Origin of the sequence: Pseudarthrobacter sp. AB1 (assembly GCF_014926485.1) — a bacterium.
Taxonomy (GTDB): domain Bacteria; phylum Actinomycetota; class Actinomycetes; order Actinomycetales; family Micrococcaceae; genus Arthrobacter.
On the sequence record NZ_PZKO01000071.1, the window covers coordinates 1 to 19,508 of the forward strand.

17 protein-coding genes and 4 pseudogenes are annotated in these 19,508 nt (G+C 60.0%); 4 read left to right on the plus strand and 17 right to left on the minus strand.

The genetic code is table 11. From position 1 onward, the window contains the following. The 3 genes and pseudogenes from DAD99_RS20225 to DAD99_RS20235 all read left to right on the plus strand — a co-directional run. A pseudogene (locus DAD99_RS20225) lies at nt 1-191 on the plus strand (integrase); the annotation flags it as partial. Between the two features lie 134 nt (nt 192-325). Next, nucleotides 326-601, plus strand: a pseudogene (locus DAD99_RS20230) (PDDEXK nuclease domain-containing protein); the annotation flags it as partial. Nucleotides 602-886: 285 nt separating this feature from the next. Then, nucleotides 887-1,189: a DUF4193 domain-containing protein gene (locus tag DAD99_RS20235; RefSeq protein WP_193342983.1), complete on the plus strand. Its 303-nt coding sequence runs from the start codon at nt 887-889 to the stop codon at nt 1,187-1,189. Nucleotides 1,190-2,126: 937 nt separating this feature from the next. On the opposite strand, the pseudogene DAD99_RS20240 reads toward DAD99_RS20235, so the two are convergent. Beyond that, nucleotides 2,127-2,263, minus strand: a pseudogene (locus DAD99_RS20240) (IS3 family transposase); the annotation flags it as partial. Nucleotides 2,264-2,401: 138 nt separating this feature from the next. After that, nucleotides 2,402-3,310 (minus strand): glycoside hydrolase family 3 C-terminal domain-containing protein, encoded by a 909-nt coding sequence (locus DAD99_RS20245; RefSeq protein WP_193342984.1) that lies wholly within the window; start codon nt 3,308-3,310, stop codon nt 2,402-2,404. A gap of 45 nt (nt 3,311-3,355) precedes the next feature. Between DAD99_RS20245 and DAD99_RS20250 the strand changes: the two genes are divergently transcribed. Beyond that, nucleotides 3,356-3,601, plus strand: coding sequence for a hypothetical protein (locus DAD99_RS20250; RefSeq protein ID WP_193342985.1), 246 nt, complete (start codon nt 3,356-3,358; stop codon nt 3,599-3,601). A 125-nt stretch (nt 3,602-3,726) separates the two neighbouring features. On the opposite strand, the gene DAD99_RS20255 is transcribed toward DAD99_RS20250, so the two are convergent. The 15 genes and pseudogenes from DAD99_RS20255 to DAD99_RS20325 form a co-directional block, all read right to left on the minus strand. Next, nucleotides 3,727-4,965, minus strand: coding sequence for an IS256 family transposase (locus tag DAD99_RS20255; RefSeq protein ID WP_375372283.1), 1,239 nt, complete (start codon nt 4,963-4,965; stop codon nt 3,727-3,729). 289 nt (nt 4,966-5,254) lie between these two features. Continuing rightward, nucleotides 5,255-5,743, minus strand: coding sequence for a RidA family protein (locus DAD99_RS20260; RefSeq protein ID WP_193342987.1), 489 nt, complete (start codon nt 5,741-5,743; stop codon nt 5,255-5,257). Between the two features lie 193 nt (nt 5,744-5,936). Then, complete coding sequence (pdxS, locus tag DAD99_RS20265) at nt 5,937-6,863, minus strand: pyridoxal 5'-phosphate synthase lyase subunit PdxS (RefSeq protein ID WP_193342988.1); 927 nt, start codon at nt 6,861-6,863, stop codon at nt 5,937-5,939. A gap of 86 nt (nt 6,864-6,949) precedes the next feature. Further along, nucleotides 6,950-7,231: a hypothetical protein gene (locus DAD99_RS20270; protein ID WP_193342989.1), complete on the minus strand. Its 282-nt coding sequence runs from the start codon at nt 7,229-7,231 to the stop codon at nt 6,950-6,952. Nucleotides 7,232-7,359: 128 nt separating this feature from the next. Then, nucleotides 7,360-8,403 (minus strand): YeiH family protein, encoded by a 1,044-nt coding sequence (locus DAD99_RS20275; protein ID WP_227008323.1) that lies wholly within the window; start codon nt 8,401-8,403, stop codon nt 7,360-7,362. A gap of 223 nt (nt 8,404-8,626) precedes the next feature. Then, complete coding sequence (locus tag DAD99_RS20280; RefSeq protein WP_193342991.1) at nt 8,627-9,346, minus strand: aspartate/glutamate racemase family protein; 720 nt, start codon at nt 9,344-9,346, stop codon at nt 8,627-8,629. Between the two features lie 3 nt (nt 9,347-9,349). Continuing rightward, on the minus strand, nt 9,350-10,348 hold the full coding sequence (locus DAD99_RS20285) for a D-cysteine desulfhydrase (protein WP_193342992.1): 999 nt from the start codon (nt 10,346-10,348) through the stop codon (nt 9,350-9,352). Between the two features lie 74 nt (nt 10,349-10,422). Then, a complete protein-coding gene (gene hisD / locus DAD99_RS20290) occupies nt 10,423-11,730 on the minus strand; it encodes a histidinol dehydrogenase (protein ID WP_193342993.1) in 1,308 nt (435 codons plus the stop codon). 79 nt (nt 11,731-11,809) lie between these two features. Next, a complete protein-coding gene (locus DAD99_RS20295; RefSeq protein ID WP_309233439.1) occupies nt 11,810-13,024 on the minus strand; it encodes a DegT/DnrJ/EryC1/StrS family aminotransferase in 1,215 nt (404 codons plus the stop codon). A 398-nt stretch (nt 13,025-13,422) separates the two neighbouring features. Further along, nucleotides 13,423-14,286 (minus strand): FadR/GntR family transcriptional regulator, encoded by an 864-nt coding sequence (locus DAD99_RS20300; RefSeq protein WP_193342994.1) that lies wholly within the window; start codon nt 14,284-14,286, stop codon nt 13,423-13,425. 42 nt (nt 14,287-14,328) lie between these two features. Next, on the minus strand, nt 14,329-15,882 hold the full coding sequence (locus DAD99_RS20305; protein WP_193342995.1) for an NAD(P)/FAD-dependent oxidoreductase: 1,554 nt from the start codon (nt 15,880-15,882) through the stop codon (nt 14,329-14,331). A 47-nt stretch (nt 15,883-15,929) separates the two neighbouring features. Further along, a complete protein-coding gene (locus DAD99_RS20310) occupies nt 15,930-16,634 on the minus strand; it encodes an ABC transporter ATP-binding protein (protein ID WP_193342996.1) in 705 nt (234 codons plus the stop codon). A gap of 202 nt (nt 16,635-16,836) precedes the next feature. After that, the gene (locus tag DAD99_RS20315; RefSeq protein ID WP_193342997.1) at nt 16,837-17,910 is read right to left on the minus strand and encodes an ABC transporter substrate-binding protein; all 1,074 of its coding nucleotides are present in this window, start codon (nt 17,908-17,910) and stop codon (nt 16,837-16,839) included. Nucleotides 17,911-17,957: 47 nt separating this feature from the next. Next, a complete protein-coding gene (locus tag DAD99_RS20320) occupies nt 17,958-18,485 on the minus strand; it encodes an ABC transporter permease (RefSeq protein WP_193342998.1) in 528 nt (175 codons plus the stop codon). 748 nt (nt 18,486-19,233) lie between these two features. Continuing rightward, nucleotides 19,234-19,508 (minus strand): annotated as a pseudogene (locus DAD99_RS20325) (IS982 family transposase); the annotation flags it as partial.

The window sequence follows — 19,508 nt, forward strand, 5'->3', positions numbered from 1 at the left end:
ACCTCGTCTACATCCGAGACATCCTCGGCCACGCCGATCTGAAGACCACCGAGATCTACGCCCGCATCGACGGAGAGATGAAAAGAAGAGCACTCCAGAGCGCTTTCACCAACGTCACGCCACCCGACGCCATGCCGCTCTGGCACCAGGACAAGGACATGCTCACCTGGCTCACCAGCCTCGGACGCTGACCACCACCACGGCGGGGCGTTATGCCAAGAACTCTTCAGCGACTGGCCGTCAAAACGCCAGTACGAACGAGGACTTTTGCATAACGTTCCGCTGCGCATAACCGAGATTATGCGCAGCTGCTCATAATGCCGGCAAACTGAACTTCTACGTCGCCCTCGTCGACGACGTGCTGCGGCGCGAACATCACAACGAAACCATCGGCATCCTCATCTGCGGTACGAAGAACGACCGCAGCGTCCGGTACAGCCTCGGACGCTCCACATCACCTATGGCCGTCGCCGCCTACACCTACGATAAGCTCCCTCCGGCTGAACAACAGGCCCTCCCCAACGAGGGACACATCGTTGCCGCGCTCGAATGGGCCGAACCGGACACCGAGGCAATAGAAAATGCGACTACCAAGGCATAACCGGTCGATACTGGCCGTATGTGGCCTGGATGACTTCCGTCATTGACACTCAGCCTTGGAGCGGAACTTCGATTATGGCCACCACCCCGACCAGGTGGATTTGGTGTTTTGGATGAATTTGCGTCGCAGGGGGTAGGCCTGGACCCCGAGGGGTTTGCGTGCCACGGACGGTTGCGCTGCGTTGACATCATCCAGCTCCCGTGGCCCGGGAACAACAGCGCGTTGGGGTACGTTGCAGTCTCGTCAAAGAGAACATCGTAGAACCGTCAGAAATGAGAATCACAAGTGGCCACCGATTACGACGAAGTCCGTTCGGACGTCAAAGAATCTCAGGACCGCTCGCTCGAGGCATTGCAGTCTGCGAATGCCCCGGATGCCCGCAGCGTCGTCACTGAACTGGATGAAGCCGACGCACTCGATGAGGGCCTCACCCCTGGTGGAGAGATCGTTGCCGAGGAGCTCATCGTTCAGGTCATTCCGCAGGCCGCAGACGAGTTCACCTGCTATTCCTGCTTCCTCGTCAGGCACCGGTCGCAACTCGCACGCGAAAGCAACGGCCACTCTTACTGCATCGAGTGTGAAAGCTAAGGCATTCTCCGACAGGACGCCTTGCTTCACAGGGAATCCCAAGGTTCAGGCACGCATAATGGAGCGAAGCTTCGGTCAACCGCTATTTGACCGGAGCTTCGCCAATTTGCGGTGTCCGGGCTGCACCTCGCCGAGCGGGTCGATCTGTGGAGAAGGACCCAAGTCTGGCCAGCTTCCAGACAAGACGCGATAGGACTCTGACGGCGCTTTGCGCGCTGAATCCCACTAGCACGCTCCTACGTAGGCGCCGCATTTCCGGGCCACTCTGTCAGGTTTGCATCTGAGACCGTTCAGTAGGAGGGTGCAGGAATCGACTTTTGGACCCTATTCTGACGATGTTTGAAAGGGCTGCCTGACGTCAGGTTGGGGTGTGCCCCACACTGACGACTCACAGCCGTGAGAGCCAGATTCCTTCGGAACTTGAGCTTGGGTCCGCTACTCCTCTTAGCCTCTTTACCAGCCCGGCGTATTTCGTGTTTTGCCACAAAGCCGGCGAACTGTGGCTGGCCAAGGTCTTGGTGAGTGCTGGAGCCTTTACTGCTTTGAGTCCACACTGCAGCATGGCTCCCTGCGGAGGAGTGGAGCGTCATTCGCGGGTCGGATAATTCTTGGTCTCAGCTGGATGCACAGGAAGGCAACCACGGAAATCAGGAACCAGACAATATTGATTACGACGGAGGGCATCGCCCCGTGGTAAGCGCCCTTGATTACGAGTGCGCATGAGGCCGCCATGTTTGCTGCCTGAAAACGACGGCCTGCCTGGAACCAGCCCATGGAAACCGAAAGGTAGGCAGTCAGCATGGCTGCAGCTCCTGCCCAACCGACAATTTCCGTCACTAACTGCATTGCTTTCCTGCTAGCGCCCGACCGGGGTGGCGGACACGCGGGTTGCCTTGCCGCTGATTGCCGGGGTTTTACGGGAGGTCGCGAGCCCTGAATGCATCCACAGCAACCAGGTCGCCTCGGTGACCTGAAGCTCCTTGACGACCTCGACCATCGGTCGGCGTCGTTGAGCATTCTCTGGCCCTGCCGCACCTTGGCGATGACCTGCTCGGGGGTATGTCTGCGTGCCATGATTCGTGAATTTCCTCCTGCGTCCATTCTCGGACACGAAACTCACACAGCAACTGGACTCCTACCTAGGGACCCAACCAGTGCCGCCACCGGCCGGGGTGCCCACCGGGAAACCGACACCAGACCGACACCCGACGATCAGCCTGTGATCGTGAACCCCGCCCGGAGGAGGTCGGTGGCGCGGGAGCTGCGGCCAACGAGGAGATCGAACTGCCCGGGCTCGACGATGCGGCGCCCGTCAGAGGTGACCAGGGAGCAGGATGCGGCCGGCACCTCAAGGGTGACGGTCACGGTCTCACCGGCCGCCACCTGTACCTGGCGCCAGGCCTTGAGTTCCTTGTCGGCCCACGTGGCGCCGGTGACGAGGTCGCTGACGTAGACCTGAACCGTCTCGAGGGATGGGCGGGTCCCCGTGTTGGTCAGCGTCACTTCGGCGCGAACCACGCCATCGTGCGCGACGACTTCGTCGAGCACATGCAGATCCGTGTATTCCACGCTTGTGTAGGACAGCCCCTCGCCGAAGACGAACTGCGGGTCCTGGGGCAGGTCGGCGTAGCGGTCGCCATGCTGGCCGCGCACCTGGTTGTAGAAGACCGGCTGCTGCCCGACGTGCCGCGGCACGGAGATCGGCAGCCGTCCGCTGGGCTCGATCAGTCCCAGGACCAGCTCGGCGACGGCCTGCCCGCCGCGCATACCCGGGTTGAACGCCTCGATGATCGCGGCCGCTTTCAGCGCCGACGGCTTCCCCTGGACGAGCACCACGATGACCGGGGTCTCCGTGGCCACGAGCGCGTCGAGCAGGGCGATCTGAGCGCCCTGCAAGTCAAGGGTGGCCGTCGAGCGGGTCTTACCGGTCAGCGCAATGGTGTCACCGACGACGACGACCGCATAGTCGGCCGCCTCCGCTGCGCGCACCGCCCCGGCCAGCATCTCAGGGTCGACAGGCGCGGGGGAGAAGATCAGAGGGCGCTCGCCGCCGTCGTGCCAGTGCTCACCTGCAGGGTCGGGCACCAGAGCCTCGATGTCGGCGCCGCGGGCGTACGTCAAAGTCCAGTCTTCGGGTGCGACGGCGTCGTCAAGATCGGCACGACCATGTTCTCCCTGACCAAACGGATGGGCGGACGCATCGTCATTGCCGCCTGGGACCTCAAGGAAATCCCGTTCGCCATCACCGAAGGCGAGGTCATTGCCGAATACGCATGGCCGCCGGAAGGCACCGGATACGTCGGGATCAGCAAGTCACTCACCCGCTTCCGCAGCGGGCGCCTTTCCGCAGGAACTGTCACCAGTGTCCTGAGGCAGAACTGTCACCGATCTCTTGAGAGATCACAAAATTAACAGTTGTCCGACAACGGAAGGCCCGAGATAACAAGGTTCAGCTAAACAGCCGACCATCTCATGTCAGGAGTCCTGGCCCTGGGAGAGGGGGAGTGTCCGTTTAACGGTGGATCCGCGGTTGGCATTTAGTTGATTCTTCCTTCGAAGGTGATTGCGAAGGCATTCAATGCCGGCTTCCACCTTGTGGCCCATCGTGCCCTGCCTTTGCCGGTCGGGTCCAGTGCCCGGGTCGCCAGGTACAGGCATTTCAGGGCCGCCTGCTCGGTGGGGAAATGACCCCTGGCCCTGACCGCCCGCCGGTAGCGGGCGTTGACGGACTCGATGGCGTTGGTGCTGCAGATGACCCGCCTGATTTCCACGTCGTAGTCCAGGAACGGCACGAACTCGCTCCAGGCGTTCTCCCACAGTCGGGTGATCGCCGGGTACTGCCTGCCCCACTTGGTCGAGAACTCGACGAAGCGTTCCTTCGCCGCTGCCTCGGACGGCGCCGTGTAGACCGGGCGCAGGTCCCGGGACATTTCGTCCCAGTACTGGCGGGCGGCATAGCGGAAGGTGTTGCGGATCAGGTGCACTATGCAGGTCTGGACCACGGCCAGTTCCCAGACGGTGTTGATGGCCTCGGGCAGGCCCTTGAGTCCGTCGCAGACCGTGATACATACGTCCTCGACACCCCGGTTCTTGATTTCAGTCAGCACTGAGAGCCAGAACTTCGCACCTTCCCCGCCGTCCCCGGCCCACAGCCCGAGGATGTCGCGTTCGCCGTTGACGCTCACACCGATCGCTACGTAGACCGGCCGGTTCGTGACCTGCCCGTCGCGGACCTTTACGTGGATCGCGTCGATAAACATCACCGGGTAGACCCTGTCCAGGGGCCGGTTCTGCCACTCGGTCATCTCTCCGATGACCTTCTCGGTGATCCTTGAGATCGTGTCTTTGGAGACCCTGGCGCCGAACACCTCGGCGAAGTGCGCCGCTATCTCACCGGTCGTGAGGCCCTTCGCGCTCAGCGACAACACGATCTCGTCCACGCCCGTCAGCCGCCGCTGCCGCTTCTTTACGATCTGCGGGTCGAACGTCGATCCGGTGTCCCGCGGCACGTCGATCTCCACCGGCCCGATCTCAGTCATGACGGTCTTGGTGCGGATGCCGTTGCGGGAGTTCCCGCTCCCGCGTCCGGACACGTCATGTTTTCCGTAGCCGAGGTGCTCGTCCATCTCCGCTTCCAGAGCGGTCTCCAGGACGTTCTTCGTCAACCGGTTCAACAGCCCGCCAGGGCCGACGAGCTCGATTCCCTGCTTCCTGGCCTGGGCCAGGAGCTGCTGCGCTAACTCTTGCTGATCCAATTCAGTCGCCATGGGATCCATGGTTTCGCTCATGATCAGTCCTCCCCGCCAGGCACCGCCCGGCGTGTCAGGCCAACCCCGGATCCACCGTTATTCAGACACTCCCGGGAGAGGGGTTTGTCAGGAAATAAAGAAATTCTGAAGCATCAGATGTATAGCCTAGATCGGCGTAATGAGTATGAGGGCAAACCGAAAAATCAACGCATCCTGCCACAGCTGGTGCGCTATAGCCGCAGACTGGGTGCCCGGCGGTGCAGTAGCTTGCAGATTTTGAATCGATCCGAATTCGAAAGGTTGTCCGTCTCGAGACTCAGTGCGCGGTTAGCTCGAGTAAAATCTCTACCTCGACGGGTGCGTCCAACGGGAGCTCGGCTACTCCTACTGCAGAGCGTGCGTGCTCCCCATTGGGGCCGAACAATTTAAGCAGCAGATCGCTGGCGCCGTTGATTACGGCCGGCTGGCCGTTGAAGCCGGGGGCAGATGCTACGAAGCCGGTAACTTTCAGGATTCTGGCGTGGTCCAGGTCTCCGAGTCCGCCTGCCGCAGCCAGTGCGTTCAGGACGCAGGTCCGGGCCATTTCCGCAGCCTGTTCGGTCGTGACCTGGGATCCTACTTTGCCGGTGGCGACCATGGAACCGTTCTGCAGGGGCAGCTGCCCGGAGGTGTAGACGGTGTGGCCCGTCCGGATTGCAGGTATGTATGCCGCAGCTGCGTGCGGGGTTTCGGGGAGCTGCAGCCCGAGCTCGGCCAGGCGTGCCTTGGTGTTGCGGTGGACCTGCGTTGTGGTCTGGTCAGTCATTGTTTCCTTTCATAATTCTCTATCATTTCAGGATTAGGGTGCGGCTTTGGCGGGAGCACTGAAATGCTGGTTCGAGCATCCGGGCTGTCGGATTAGCCGAACGCCGGCCCATTCTTGATCACTGTCGGTGGCCTCGCCCGGTTCTGGATGTACCGGAGGAATTGCCCTCGGTACTTCCTCCCTGTTCCAGGCCTTACCAGCCGCGTTCGGCGAGGCGGTGCGGCTGCGGGATTTCGTCGACGTTGATGCCGACCATGGCTTCGCCGAGGCCGCGGGAGGCCTTGGCGATGACGTCAGGGTCATCGAAGAACGTGGTGGCCTTGACGACGGCGGCGGCGCGCTGGGCCGGGTTGCCGGACTTGAAGATGCCGGAGCCAACGAACACACCGTCAGCGCCGAGCTGCATCATCATGGCAGCGTCGGCCGGGGTGGCGATGCCGCCGGCGGTGAACAGCACTACGGGGAGCTTGCCGGCGGCGGCAACTTCCTTGACCAGTTCGTACGGGGCCTGCAGTTCCTTGGCCGCGACGTAGAGCTCGTCCTCGGGCAAGGCGGCGAGCTTGGCGATCTCGGCGCGGATCTGGCGCATGTGCCCGGTGGCGTTGGAGACGTCGCCGGTGCCGGCCTCGCCCTTGGAGCGGATCATGGCCGCGCCTTCGTTGATGCGGCGCAGCGCCTCACCGAGGTTCGTGGCGCCACAGACGAAGGGAACCTTGAAGTTCCACTTATCGATGTGGTGGACGTAGTCGGCCGGGGTCAGGACCTCGGACTCGTCAATGTAGTCCACGCCCAGGGACTGCAGGACCTGGGCCTCGACGAAGTGGCCGATCCGGGCCTTGGCCATCACGGGCACGGAGACGGCGTCAATGATCTTGTCGATCATGTCCGGATCCGACATGCGGGACACGCCGCCCTGGGCACGGATATCGGCCGGAACACGTTCCAGGGCCATGACTGCAACAGCACCGGCGTCTTCGGCGATGCGGGCCTGTTCAACGTTGACGACGTCCATGATGACGCCGCCCTTGAGCATCTCAGCCATGCCCCGCTTGACGCGGCTGCCGCCCGTGACAGGACGGACGGACAGACCGAAAGCATTTGTTATATCAGGTGTAGACACAATAGTCCTTTTACATTCTGGGGGTGGGCGGGACGTACAAGGGCCCAAGTATCCGATGAGGTCATGGGCTCTCCACGGTTCATGATTCAGTCCGGGTTTGGACTATCAAGGCCGGGATATGCGTGGCATTTCGTGTCAGTGCGTTCTGGATCCATGCGGCGAATCGCCTGTTCCCGGCTGACGCGCAACTCAAAACCGTTGGTCTTCTCCAAGAGGAGCCGCTCGGCGAGGGGATCCGAGATGATCCACGCGATCGAGTCGCTGGCAGCCATCTCTATGTTTCCGGTCCCTATCAGTAGCCCGTTTCGCCAGACCTCTACGTCGGTGCCAGAAAGCCTGGACCACTCATCGAATTTCATATAAGTCACTGATCGATTTCCTTATGGGTGTTGGCTGTCTAACCAGGGAAATTTGGTCGGGTTATCCGCCGATCAACCGGCCAAAGACAACGGGCGGTTCAGGGGCGCAGGACACTGGACTCGCCGATTCTTTCGTTCTACGGCGCGATCAACAGCACGGCTCCGTAACCCAAAGCGGCGATGAGTAGCCATGACAGCAGTGCTACGAGGCTTCCGCGCAGCCCGGATGACAGCAAGTCCCGGATGCTTACGGCCGATCCCAGACCGAAGAGAGCCGAGCCTAGCAAGACGTCCTGGACGATTGACCCGATCTGCAGCATGTCGGGGTTTAGTATGCCGAGCGACCGGATACAGATCATGGCCGTGAAGCCGAGGATGAAGAGTGGAACCAGCGGCGGTAGCGGTGCTGGTTGCAATTCGTTTCCGGGATTCCGCCCCTGTCGTCGGGCGCTGCTGCGGGTCCACAAGGCGGCCAGAAAAACGATGGGGGCCAGCAGCAGGACGCGTGTCAGTTTTATTACCAGTGCTGCCGCGAGTGCAGCAGGCCCGGCGACTTGGGCTGTAGCGACGACCTGCCCGACATCGTGCACCGAAGCCCCGGTCCATTGGCCGAACTGAATCGGATCCAGCGACAGTGGGCCCATCAGCAACGGCAGAACAGCGATGGCGAGGGTTCCACAGAGGGTTACCAGCGCTACCGGCATCAGGGTATCGGCATGCCGGGCGCGCCGGGCGGCCGCCATGGCTCCGATGGCGGAGGCGCCGCAGATGGAGAATCCCGCGGCGAGCAATAGCGGGGTCTCGCCTGGGAGCCGGAAGAGCCTCCCCAATAAGTAGGTTCCGGCAAAGGCCAGAACAACAACGGCAGAGATGATGCCGAACGCTGCCCACCCCAGGCCCAATACGTCGACGATACTCAGCTTCAGACCAAGGACCACAATCCCGGCCCGCATGAGCCGCTTGGCGGCAAAGTCCAGTCCGGGACGGAGCGGACCTTGGATGAGTGAGCGGATCTTGGGAAGGTTGGCTGAGAGAATTCCGAGAGTCACAGCGACGGTCATCGCAGGAAGCGATGGAACCAGACTATGGATTCCCAGCGAGGCCAAGACTGCGATTGCACACGCACCAAGTCCCGGCACTAGCCGTACTGCCCGTGGGGTCGACTTTCCAGGGGATGGCATACCGGTGAGTGTTTTACTCATCAGCATTCCCTGGATCGCTGACTCCAGCAGGGGGTGCGACGCCTACTTGACTTCCAGCCCCATTAGAACCGTGCGTGGTGTCGGGTTCGCTTCTACCGGAGAGAAGTGCCGCCGTGTACATAAGGTCTCCTAGGGGTGTACGCGAAATTCTGCCGCACATCTGTCGATAATCGGGGGGCTGATCCGCAGTGCCCGGGCCAGCTCATGTGTGCTTAATGGCCCTGCTGATGGTCGCAATCGCCAACTCCACTGCCGGATCAATCAGTTTCACCGGATAGTCATCGCTGTCGCTCGCCAGCAGGGTCGACAACTCCGTGCAGCCCAAAATAGCCGTCCGGGCTCCTTGTCTTTCCAGCGAGGCGAGAACCGAGTACATATCCTGCAGCAGGGTTGGCCCGGTCAGACCGGCCTTGACCCGGTTCACGACGTCCATGAGCTTAGTCTGCTCTTCCGGCCATGGCAGGGCGATCCCGAACCCTGCCTCGCCCAGGGCCTCTTGGAAGATTCCTGCTGACAGCGCGCCGTCAGTTGCCAAGACACCGATCGGGCCGCCGACCGCGTCCCGTTGAACTGCATGGATGGTTGTATCAATGATGCTGATGAACTCGGTGGGTTTCCCGTCCATGATCTGGGGAAGGTACTTGTGAACTGTGTTGCACGGGACGACAACAATTTCGGCTCCGCACCCTATGAGCCGCCCTATCCCGGCCTCGAGCCAAGGCGAGGGGTCTGGGCCACCTGCGAGGATGGCTTCCTGGCGGCTTGGGACCGTCGGGTCGGCCCAGATCACTACGCGCAGGTGTTCCTGGTCCAGGGACGCCGGGGTATGCGCGATGAGTTTGGTGTAGAAGTCTGCCGTAGCCGAGGGGCCCATGCCTCCAAGAATTCCCACCAGCCGGGATGGTTTAGTGACGGCTTGCACGGGTTATCCCAGTGCTTCGTTCGGGTAGGCGTACAGGGCCGGCGAACCGCCCGTGTGGACGAACAGCACGTCGCTGTCCTTGGCGAACGCGCCCTCCTGGACCAGGCCCACCAGTCCCGCGGCAGTCTTGCCGGTGTAGACCGGGTCGAGGAGGATGCCCTCGGTGCGGGCAAACAGCTGGATTGCCGCCGTCATTTCCTTTGTTGGCAACGAATAGCCCGGGCCCACGAAGTCGTCGCGGACCAGTACCTGGTCTGCCGGAATCTGCAGCTGCGCACCCGCGAGCAGCGATGTCTTCTGGGCGAGGTCGAGAATTTTGGCTTCCTGGGGCTCCTTTGCCGCCCGTACGCTGATTCCGGTGATCGGAATTCCGCTTTGATTGCCGTGGAAACCGGCCACGAGGCCGGCGTGTGTTCCGCCGGATCCGCTGGCACACACCACATGGTCAATATCCAGTCCGGTGTCGAAGCTCTGGGTGAGGATCTCTTCTGCGCAGGCAACGTAGCCCAGGGCGCCCAGTGCGTTGGAGCCGCCACCTGGGATAATGTAGGGCGTTCCTCCTTCGGCGATGACTTCCTGGGCCATCTGCTGCATCCGTGCCATGAGATCCGTTCCGCCCGGAACGGGAGTGATTGACTCAGCACCTAAGAGGCGGAAGAGGAAGTTGTTGCCGCTGGCGTCCTCACTGTAGGAGCCCTCGACCCGCTCCTCGATCAAGAGCCGGCACTTCAGCCCTTCCTTGACAGCGGCGGAGAGGGTCAACCGGCAGTGGTTGGACTGCACGGCACCGGTGGTGATGATGGTGTCCGCCCCCTTTGCCAGGGCGTCTGCCATCAGGAACTCAAGCTTTCGGGTCTTGTTGCCTCCCGAGGTCAAGCCCAGCAGGTCATCGCGTTTGATGTGGATGCGCGGTCCGCCCAGTTCCTTGGTGAGGTTGGGGAGGAACTCGAGAGGTGTGGCCCCCGCGGTGTAGCGGCGGCGGGCAATCTTGGCCAAATTCATGGTGTTTCCACTTTCTAGATGTCATTTCACCGTTCCGCCTTGTTACGGACCGATTGGTATTAGTGCGGCTGGCCCTACAGTGCCGGCACGAGGGTGTTGAGGGGTTCTCCGGGGAAGTACTTTTCCAACCGCGCATCTCCCGAAAGGGCGTGGCCTTCCATGCCCTCAACACGGGAAATGCGTGCTGCGACACGGCCGATCTGTGCATTGGCTGAGCGTGTCATGCGCTGGTAGGTGACAGTCTTGATGAACTTCCCGACCCAGAGCCCTCCGGTGTAACTGGCAGCGCCACGGGTGGGCAGGATGTGGTTGGGACCGGATGTCTTGTCACCGTAAGTCACGGTGGTTTCCTCGCCGAGGAACAGCGAACCGTAGTTGCGAAGCGTTGCCAGCCACCAATCAAGATCTTCTGCCTGCACTTGGACATGCTCGTTGGCGTATTCATCGGCCAGTTTCGCAGCCTCCTCACGAGTGCCCGTGAGGACGACTTCGCCGAAGTTCTTCCAGGCGTGGCCTGCGATGGAGTCCGCGGGAAGCTGTGCCAGGGCCTGCGGGATCAGTTCAAGAACGGCCTCACCGATACGGCGGGAGGTGGTGATGAGGATAGTTGTGGACTCCGCGCCGTGTTCTGCCTGGCTGATCAGGTCAACGGCCACGAGCCACGGATCCGCGGAATCGTCCGCCAGGATCAGTGATTCAGTGGGTCCGGCGACGACGTCGATGCCTACGCGCCCGTAGAGCAGCCGTTTGGCTTCGGCCACGAATCTGTTGCCAGGGCCTGCCAGGATGTTCACCGGCTTGCCCGTGAAGTGGCCAAAAGCCATGGCCCCCACTGCCTGCACCCCGCCCAGGCTCAGGATGGTGTCAGCCCCCGCAACCGACATGCCAAACAAGGTTGCGGGATGGATTCCGTTCTCATCCCGCGGCGGTGAACATGCTGTGACATGTTCGACACCGGCTGCCTTGGCTGTAGCCACGCTCATCGCGGCAGAGGCCAAGTGGGCGAAACGACCGCCGGGCACGTAGCAACCGGCGGCTGCCACGGGAATGTGACGCTGCCCCACTGTTAGTCCCGGGTATGACTCGAATTCGAACTCGTGCAGGCTTTCGCGCTGGCGGTCGGCGAATTCCCGCACCTGCTTGTGGGCGAAACGGATATCGTCTCTGACCGTCTCAGGAAGCGCTTTTTCGGCTGCGGCGATTTCCGCGGCGCTGACGATGAAGCTCTCCGGGTTCCAGGAATCAAGTTTCTGGGAGTATTCCCGGGTGGCGGACTCTCCGTTGAGTTCCATCCGGCTCAGCATTTCCTGGACCGTCTGGGTGGTTGCCGAAACGTCCGGCAACAGTGCGGGATGTCCTTGTTTGAGATATTCGATGGTCATGGTGGCTCCTGGTGCTCGATTGGGAAGGGTCGATTGGCCTCATGCAAGGGGCTGTGTGGTGGCTAGGTCCCGGGTTGCACTACGGTGCAATTATCTGTAGGGCATGGGAGATGACCTCGGCCGCTTGGTGGCAGTAATGTTCGTTCATCGCCGGCGGTATGCGAACATCGCAAAGTGTGGACAGCAGTGCTTCGGTGCGTGGCAAATCTGCCGAATCTGCAACGTACTCCCATTGTGATGGCCTGCTGGTGAAGCCTTCCATCCTGGGCTGCCCAAACCATTTCAGCCCCAATCCATGCTCATGGCAGATGGCAACGAACTCCGCTATCTGTTCTCCGCGCAGTCCTGGAAGTCGAAACTGCAGCGAACTGCCGATGAACTGTTCCTTAAGTGCCCGTTCGATCAACTGCACGCCTTCAATTGCGCCCAAAAGACCGGCCAAACATTGGTATGACGCATTCATGCGCTCGGCACGCTCCGGCAGCAGGTCCAATTGGGGCAGGGCCAGTGCTGCGGCAAGTGCCGTCATGCGCAGGCTGTAGTTGGGGATGTTTCCCCTGAGGTTCTCAAAAACGGATTCGGGCGGACGGGCGCCATGCTGTGTATAAAGCATGTAGCTGCCGGAGTACAGGATGGCCCGGGCGGCCAAGTCTTCGTCGTCGGTGACGATGATGCCGCCTTCACCGGAGTTGATGTGCTTGAACGTTTGAAGGCTGAAGCACGCCGCTTTTCCGAAAGTGCCGGTGGGTTTCCCATCCCAGGAGGCCCCCAGGGTGTGGGCGCAGTCCTCGATCAGTGCAATGCCCAGGTCAGCGCATATGCGCACCACCTCATCCATGTCGGATATGTGTCCGCGCATATGGGACAACAGCAGGGTACGCGCCCCTGATGCGAGGGCTTTGTGTTTGAGGTCCGCGACGTCGATGGTGCAGTTGTCATTGACCTCGACGATTACGGGAAGTGCGCCGGCGTGATCGATGGCCCCTGGAACCGGGGCCAGCGTGTATCCGTTGACCAGGACCTTGTCCCCAGCGCGGACTCCGGAGGACTTCAGCGCGAGAAAGAGCGCGGCACCGCATGAGTTGACTCCGACGGCGAATTTTCGGCCCAGAAGGTCTGCAAATCGTTGTTCCAGCAATGAGGCGTCACTTAGTTCCCCCGGGACTGTTTCCCCGTAACGGAAAAGACGGCCCGTGTTCATCAGCTCGGTGGCCCGGTCGACGCCCTGCTGCGGTACAGGTTCTGGTTTCGTGAGATCCAGGTCAAAGTTGGGTGTGGCATCGATGTTTTCCACCTACTGGTTCCTCTCGTTTCGACTTGATATCGGGTTGATATCGGGCGGACGCCTGGCGCATCTACCCACAGATCGAAGCGGAAAACCCCGGACCATATTCGTTCCAGGATCTTCCCCGGCGCCCGATCGGCTCCCCCCCCCCGCCGGACGAGGGGCTTGAAGTCGTCCATTGCTTCCTCACGAATCGCAAACGCTTCTATTGCCGAATTAATTGTAATTATGTCAGACAACTTGGCTACATACAAGAAACTTTACCGAGACCGGCCTCGCCCTCCACCCGCTGGAAACCTCGAGAAATCAACTAACTCTCAAAACGACGATCCACCCCATGACCGGAGCCCTGTGACCAGGGCGGTGATCGGTTCTCCGGCCTTCACGATTGCGGCCGGGGCGTGATTTTAAGGGGGGGAGTGATCAGCAGAGGGGGCCGAGTGGAACGCGCGGTCCCCTCTGCTCGAACGGTCCCGGGCGAATGTCGCCCAATGCGGTGGACCGTGCTCCACCAAGGTCCTGAGCGTGTTGATGGCGGCTTCGTGGGCACCGGGGTCCTGCAGCAGGAGCGTCAGAGCACTGAGTATCGAGGAGGCCATGTGCGCCCAGCTCGCGGTCGCGGCCGCCTCCGCGTCCCCGGCCCGGATCGCGTGCAGCACGTCCTGGTGCTGGCCGTGCCACTTCGGTGGCAGCGCGTGGTTGTCCCACGCCTGCGCCCGCGCCGCCTGGAGCGCGGGGGAGGCCGCACGGTCCAGCAGCTCCAGGGCCGATCGGCGCATAAACCCGTTCGGGCAGATCTCGGCCAGCGCACGATGAATGCGCAGATCCGTCTCGGCGTGCAGGCTCGGCTCGTGGACTGCCAGCCGCATACCCTCGATCAGCGCCTCGGCATCGTCGATCTTGTGGGCGACCGGGTTTCTCGCGGCCAGGGCAGCAACCTGAGGCTCGACCAACAGCCGGGCCTCGAACAGGTCGAGCACCGCCATAACCGTCATCTCGGACGGGGGTGGGGTGTGCTCGATCTGGCGGTGCGTGGCGATTACCCGGGTGCCGGATCCGCGCACCGAGTCGAGGTATCCGACAAACTGAAGGGCACCCAGTGCTTCGCGCACCGACGGGCGACTGACCCCGAAGCGACGCGCCAGGTCCATCTCGGACGGCAGCTTGGTATCGAGAGGAAACTCGCCGGACTTAATCCGCTCGAGAATCTGCTCCGCGATGCGCACCGAGACCGTCCGGTTCGGAGTCAGCCGTTCAATGTCTGCCAACATGCACCCCATAGGCCTCGTCTGCGTGTTGTGTTGTCGGACAACTCATCGGGGATCAGATTTTGCGTCTTCGAGCACTACTTGCGCGGAATTGTGACCGGGTACACCAGTTATTTCTCCACCCGGGTGTGCACTCGCTCCACACACATAGAGTCCTTCTATCTTAGTTCGATAGCCTCCCGCTCCCAGCCCTCGATCCCCGAGCAACTCTCCTGGAACATGGGAAACGTGATGAATATTCCCATCTGTCATTCCAATTCGTGTCTCAATATCCTTGGGGGTATAGAGAACCCAATCAATCAACGAGTCAGCGAAATTTGGCGCGTATTCAGTTATCAATGCAATGAGCTGCTCTCCTACCTGGCTGCGTAGCTCATCCCAATTTCCCACTTGCGGAGACCATGGAACGGAACGGACCCATGCCGACACGATGTGCTGCCCGCTAGGGGCCAGCGACGTATCGAGTACAGTAGGTATCTGCAGAACGATCAGCGGATGCGCAGGGATCCGTCCATCCCGAGCAGCGGAATAAGCACCATAGAAGCTCTCCAGAGAGGGAACAAGGCTAACCCGCGCAGTAAGTTCAATCTCATCCTTCCCGAACCACTTGGACAAGTCAGGAACCTCACTCACGGCTGCGTGGAATTTCATGGTCGAGAAGGTGTCATGACCTGCCGGACGATCAAGTCCACCTGATGCGCCGTCTGAATCCGTCGGTAGAAGGTCGCTCAACCGCCTCAAATCGCAGTTCGCGATGATCCTGTCAGCCTGCAGAACCTGCCCGTCACTCAACTGGACACCATGTGCTCTCCCGTTGGAAACTAGGACCTGCGACACCTCGGCGCCACACCTGATCACGACTCCAACGCTCCGTGCCGCCCGCGCCAGGGAATCTACAAAGGCGCCCATGCCTCCACGCGGGATCCCACGATACTTCGGATCGATAAGTCTTCCGACTGCCAACGCTGCGCATCCCAGCAGTACTCCAGGCTCATCCGGCGTTCGGGCAAGTGGGTGGAACTGACTGCCGAGAGCAACTTTGACCGCATCCGACTCGAACATCCGATCGAGGAGCCCTGTCAAGGTACCGTCAATGAGCTCGTCCACCAAGGATTCATCCTCCGTGCCCCGAGCCGTACTCCGAAGTGTTTCGAGAGAAGGCGGTGTTACATCAAACGCGTATTTTCCAACCAGAGCGGCGACACGGTCCCAATATGCCTCCCACTTATCAAAACCCGCTCCGTCGCTCGGCGACAGTGCTGAGATGGCAGCGCGAGTCTTCGTGGCCGACGCGAGGTAGAACGGTACCTTGGAGCCATCGGGAAACAAATGAGTTGACGCCGGTTCAAGTGGAATGATATCGAGACCGTGCTCGATCAGCCGAAGGTCCCTGATAATCCGCGGCTGAAGCACGTGTAGCGCATACGCACACGTAGATACGTTGAACCCGGAAAAAATTTCCTCACTGTTGGCACCCCCGCCCAGACAATGACGCCGTTCGAGAACGCACACACTTAGTCCTGTGGACGCCAAATAATATGACGCAACCAGTCCATTGTGGCCGCCACCGACAACGATAACATCAAATTTTTTCGTCATGTATCCACTACTTTCCGTAAGATTAAAGCCGTTTAGATTAGCACCGTTTAGATGGCGTGCGCTTCCTGTAGCGCATTCAAAATCAATCCCCGAGCATGTCCAAATTCAGGTAATGTTCGAATGTCACCGTCGTACTCATTCACTTCCGGTACCTGCCGGGGAATGTCTAGAATCACCCGTCCAGGTCGCTGAGAGAACACCACTATACGAGTACCTAGATATACGGCTTCGTCGACGCTGTGGGTAACGAAAATGACCGTGTTACCCACCGAAGCCCAGAGACGCTTCAACTCTTCCTGTAGGCGCTCTCGGGTCAGGGCGTCCAAGGGCGCAAATGGTTCGTCCATAAGCATTACTTCCGCATCATTGGCAAGAACCCGAGCGATGGCAGCGCGCTGTCTCATTCCGCCTGAGAGTTCGTACGGCGGCTTATCACCGAACCCTTCCAGGCCCATCATTGCGATATACCGTTCCGCCACACTCTTGCGTTCACTCTTTTGGATCCCACGCAGCTTCAACCCGAAGGAAATATTCTCCTCAACACTCATCCACGGGTACAGGGACGCCTGCTGAAACACAATTCCTCGTTCGCGTGATGGAGCGACAATCTCTTGCCCGTCATAGAGGACGGCCCCTGACGTCGGTCTCGAAAATCCAGCTAATAGATGAAGAAGCGTCGTTTTACCGCATCCCGACGGTCCCACCAGGCATACAAATTCACCCTTCTTAATGTTAAGGGTTGTTTCGCTCAACGCCTCGACTACTCGATTCCCGGAACCGTAAGTTAACCCCACTCCTGCTATCGATAGCTGCGAGGCGCGGTCCGTTTTGGTAGGAGCTGGTTCTACTTGTGAAGACATCACGGTGACACGTCCTTAGGTAAAGTCGAATATTTCGATAGACGGGTTGTTGTGTCAGCGTCTCTACGCAAACCCCGGTGCGTCCCGTGCCTCATTAACCCGATTGACCGTACTTTAGGAAGCTCGAGTCTATTGAGTTTCTAAAGGCATCCTGCGAAGGCGCATTTGATATGTAGTTCTGCTCCTGAAGGAACTTTGCAGTGTCAGCCAAGGCCCACGCCAGTCCATTCTTTTCCGTGGAATCAAAGTACGTAATTTGCTGTGAGTCCGGCCACAGCGTCTCCAAGGACAGCTGTTCGGCGGCGAATTTGGGCGTCAAGCCGAGATCGCCAGCGAAGGCCGACGCTGCCGTCTGCGGGTCTTTCGCGGCCAGCACGGTCGCTTCGCTGTTCTTCTCCATCCAGTGGAGAACAACGCAAGGATACTTCTTTGCAAAGTCATTCTGAACAATGGCTAAGCCTGTGGTCGGGTAGCCCTTCGCGGCCATCTCGTTGCCATTAGTGATCATCCGTCCCCCCTCGTTGAGCAGTTGGCTCCTCGCGGGTTCCCATACGTAGCCTGCATCGATATCACCTCGTTGCCAGGCGGCAACCATCTGTTGCGGTGAGAGGTTCAGAACCTTCACATTCTGCTCGGAGACACCCGCCAGCCGCAGAGCGTTCATGAGGGCATAGTGCGATGTCGAGCCCAATGGCACGCCAACGGTCTTGCCAGCGAGGTCCTCGACGGCCTTGACGCCCGACGAGGACTTGGCGATCAGGGCCTCATTTTCCCCCGCCACATAGTACATACCTATAATCTTGTAGTTGAGGCCCTGCGCGATACCGGAAGCGGCTGGAGAGCCGCCGATGTAGGACATATCGAGAGCCCCGGAAGCCATAGCAGTGTTTACATCTGCGCCGCTGTTGAACGACTTCCATTGGAACTGAGTCGTTAGCCCGGTGCTTAATGCGGTACCTGTTTTCAGAGACATATACTGGTTAGGCTCGGCGAAATACCCAATCGATGCTGTTTCGGGCTGCGCGAATGATCCAGTGCTGCACTTTCCCAAGTCTGAGGGTTGAGCAGCCTCAGGCGTCGTCGGTCCTGCGCAGGCGGTAGCTAGCGCAAGGAGAGCAAGGATGGCAATCGGCCCGGTCAGGCGCCGCGGGAATACTCGTAGATTCATATCATGTCTCCTGGTCGAGTCGATTTGTAGGAAGTTGCGGTCACCACTCATACTGATTTGCCCACCCACGGCACGAGTCGCCTTTCCGCCCACCGCATAAGTACGTCAAGTAAAAGGCCGGTAATGCCCATAACGATAATGCCCAGGTAGATAATGGGTGTTTGCAGGAATTGTGCCGCTTGCAACACCATCCACCCTATTCCGGAGGTGGCAGCGACCATCTCGGCCGCCACCAATGTGGTGTAAGTTATGGCCAAACTTAGTCGTAGACCAGTGATTATCTGCGGCATCGCCGCGGGAAACATTATGAGCCTAAACACCTGCCATTTGCTCGCTCCAAGAGATCGAGCGCCTTGCATGAACTCGGTACGCACGCTTCTTGCGCCAGCCTCGGTGGCGATCACGATGGTAGGAATTGCTGTGAGGAAAAGCAGGAATATTTTTGAGGTCTCTCCGATGCCAAAGGCGACGATGAGAAGCGTATAGTAGGCCAGAGGCGGGAGAGGGCGATAGAAATTTAAGAGAGGCCGTGTGACCGCCAACGCATAGCGATTCGTACCAATCAGCAGGCCCAACGGGATACCGACTATCGCACCACATATAAAGGCCACTAATACGCGGGCAAGGCTTATGCCAAGGTGGGTTGTGAGTAGGTGGCCATGGTATGGCTGTACTAAAGTTGTTATAAATGCATTCCAAACGCTTGGCAACGTTGGCAGAAGCAAGGGCGACACCACGCCAAGTGCGGTTAGGAGCCACCAAATCAGGACAACGAGGGCAACGCCAGACGACGATAAGGCATAAGGCCCGAGTCTGTCTTTAAACGCACTTGTCTTACTCTTCAGACTGTTCAGTCTGCGATCAGGAACTATCGTAGTTGACACGGAATGCCTCGCTCCAATGTTTCGGGATTGGTCAAACGTACTACTCGTGTACCGCCGCGTTCCGGCTTAGTTTATGTAGTGAGCCGTTGGGCCGTCTCTTCGGCAAGGGTGCTCTTTTCGAGAACGTTTATCGGGCCAACGTGTAAACGTGTTTGACAACTTACTCCGGATGCGCTGGGCGGTCAAGGGGTCCGTAGTGCCATGTCCGTGGCCCAGCGTGGACTGTAAGAAGAAGCAGCTGGTGGGTCGGTACAAGAACAGCGACAAGGACTACCGGCCGGCCGGAGATCGGGAAAGAGGCCCGCCGGATGCACGACCTACCCATCGCCCGAGACGAATTCCACGGGTGACTGGGGACCCGCGCACTCCCACCACGACACGCCCGAGCCCAACTGACTAGAAACCGCGCAGGCCCCTAGATGAGTAATTCCAAGGGCTGTTAGTGGTCGTAGGCGGTCAGTGAGCGGCGGACGGCCTGTCCTGTCTGGTCGTTGTGCCAGATCGCGGCGGTCATGGCCAGCACGCGTTGAACGATGCGGGCCGTGACGCCTGCGGGGGTGCGTCCGCCGTGTTGTTCAAGGTCCAGTTGGCCCTTGAGTGTGTCGTTGATGGATTCGATGATCTGGCGCAGGGGTTTGAAGAATCGGGACCCAGCCCGCGGTTTTTCGCCTTTGCGGGCCGGTCGCAACAGCTCGATTCCGGTCTGATCGACGG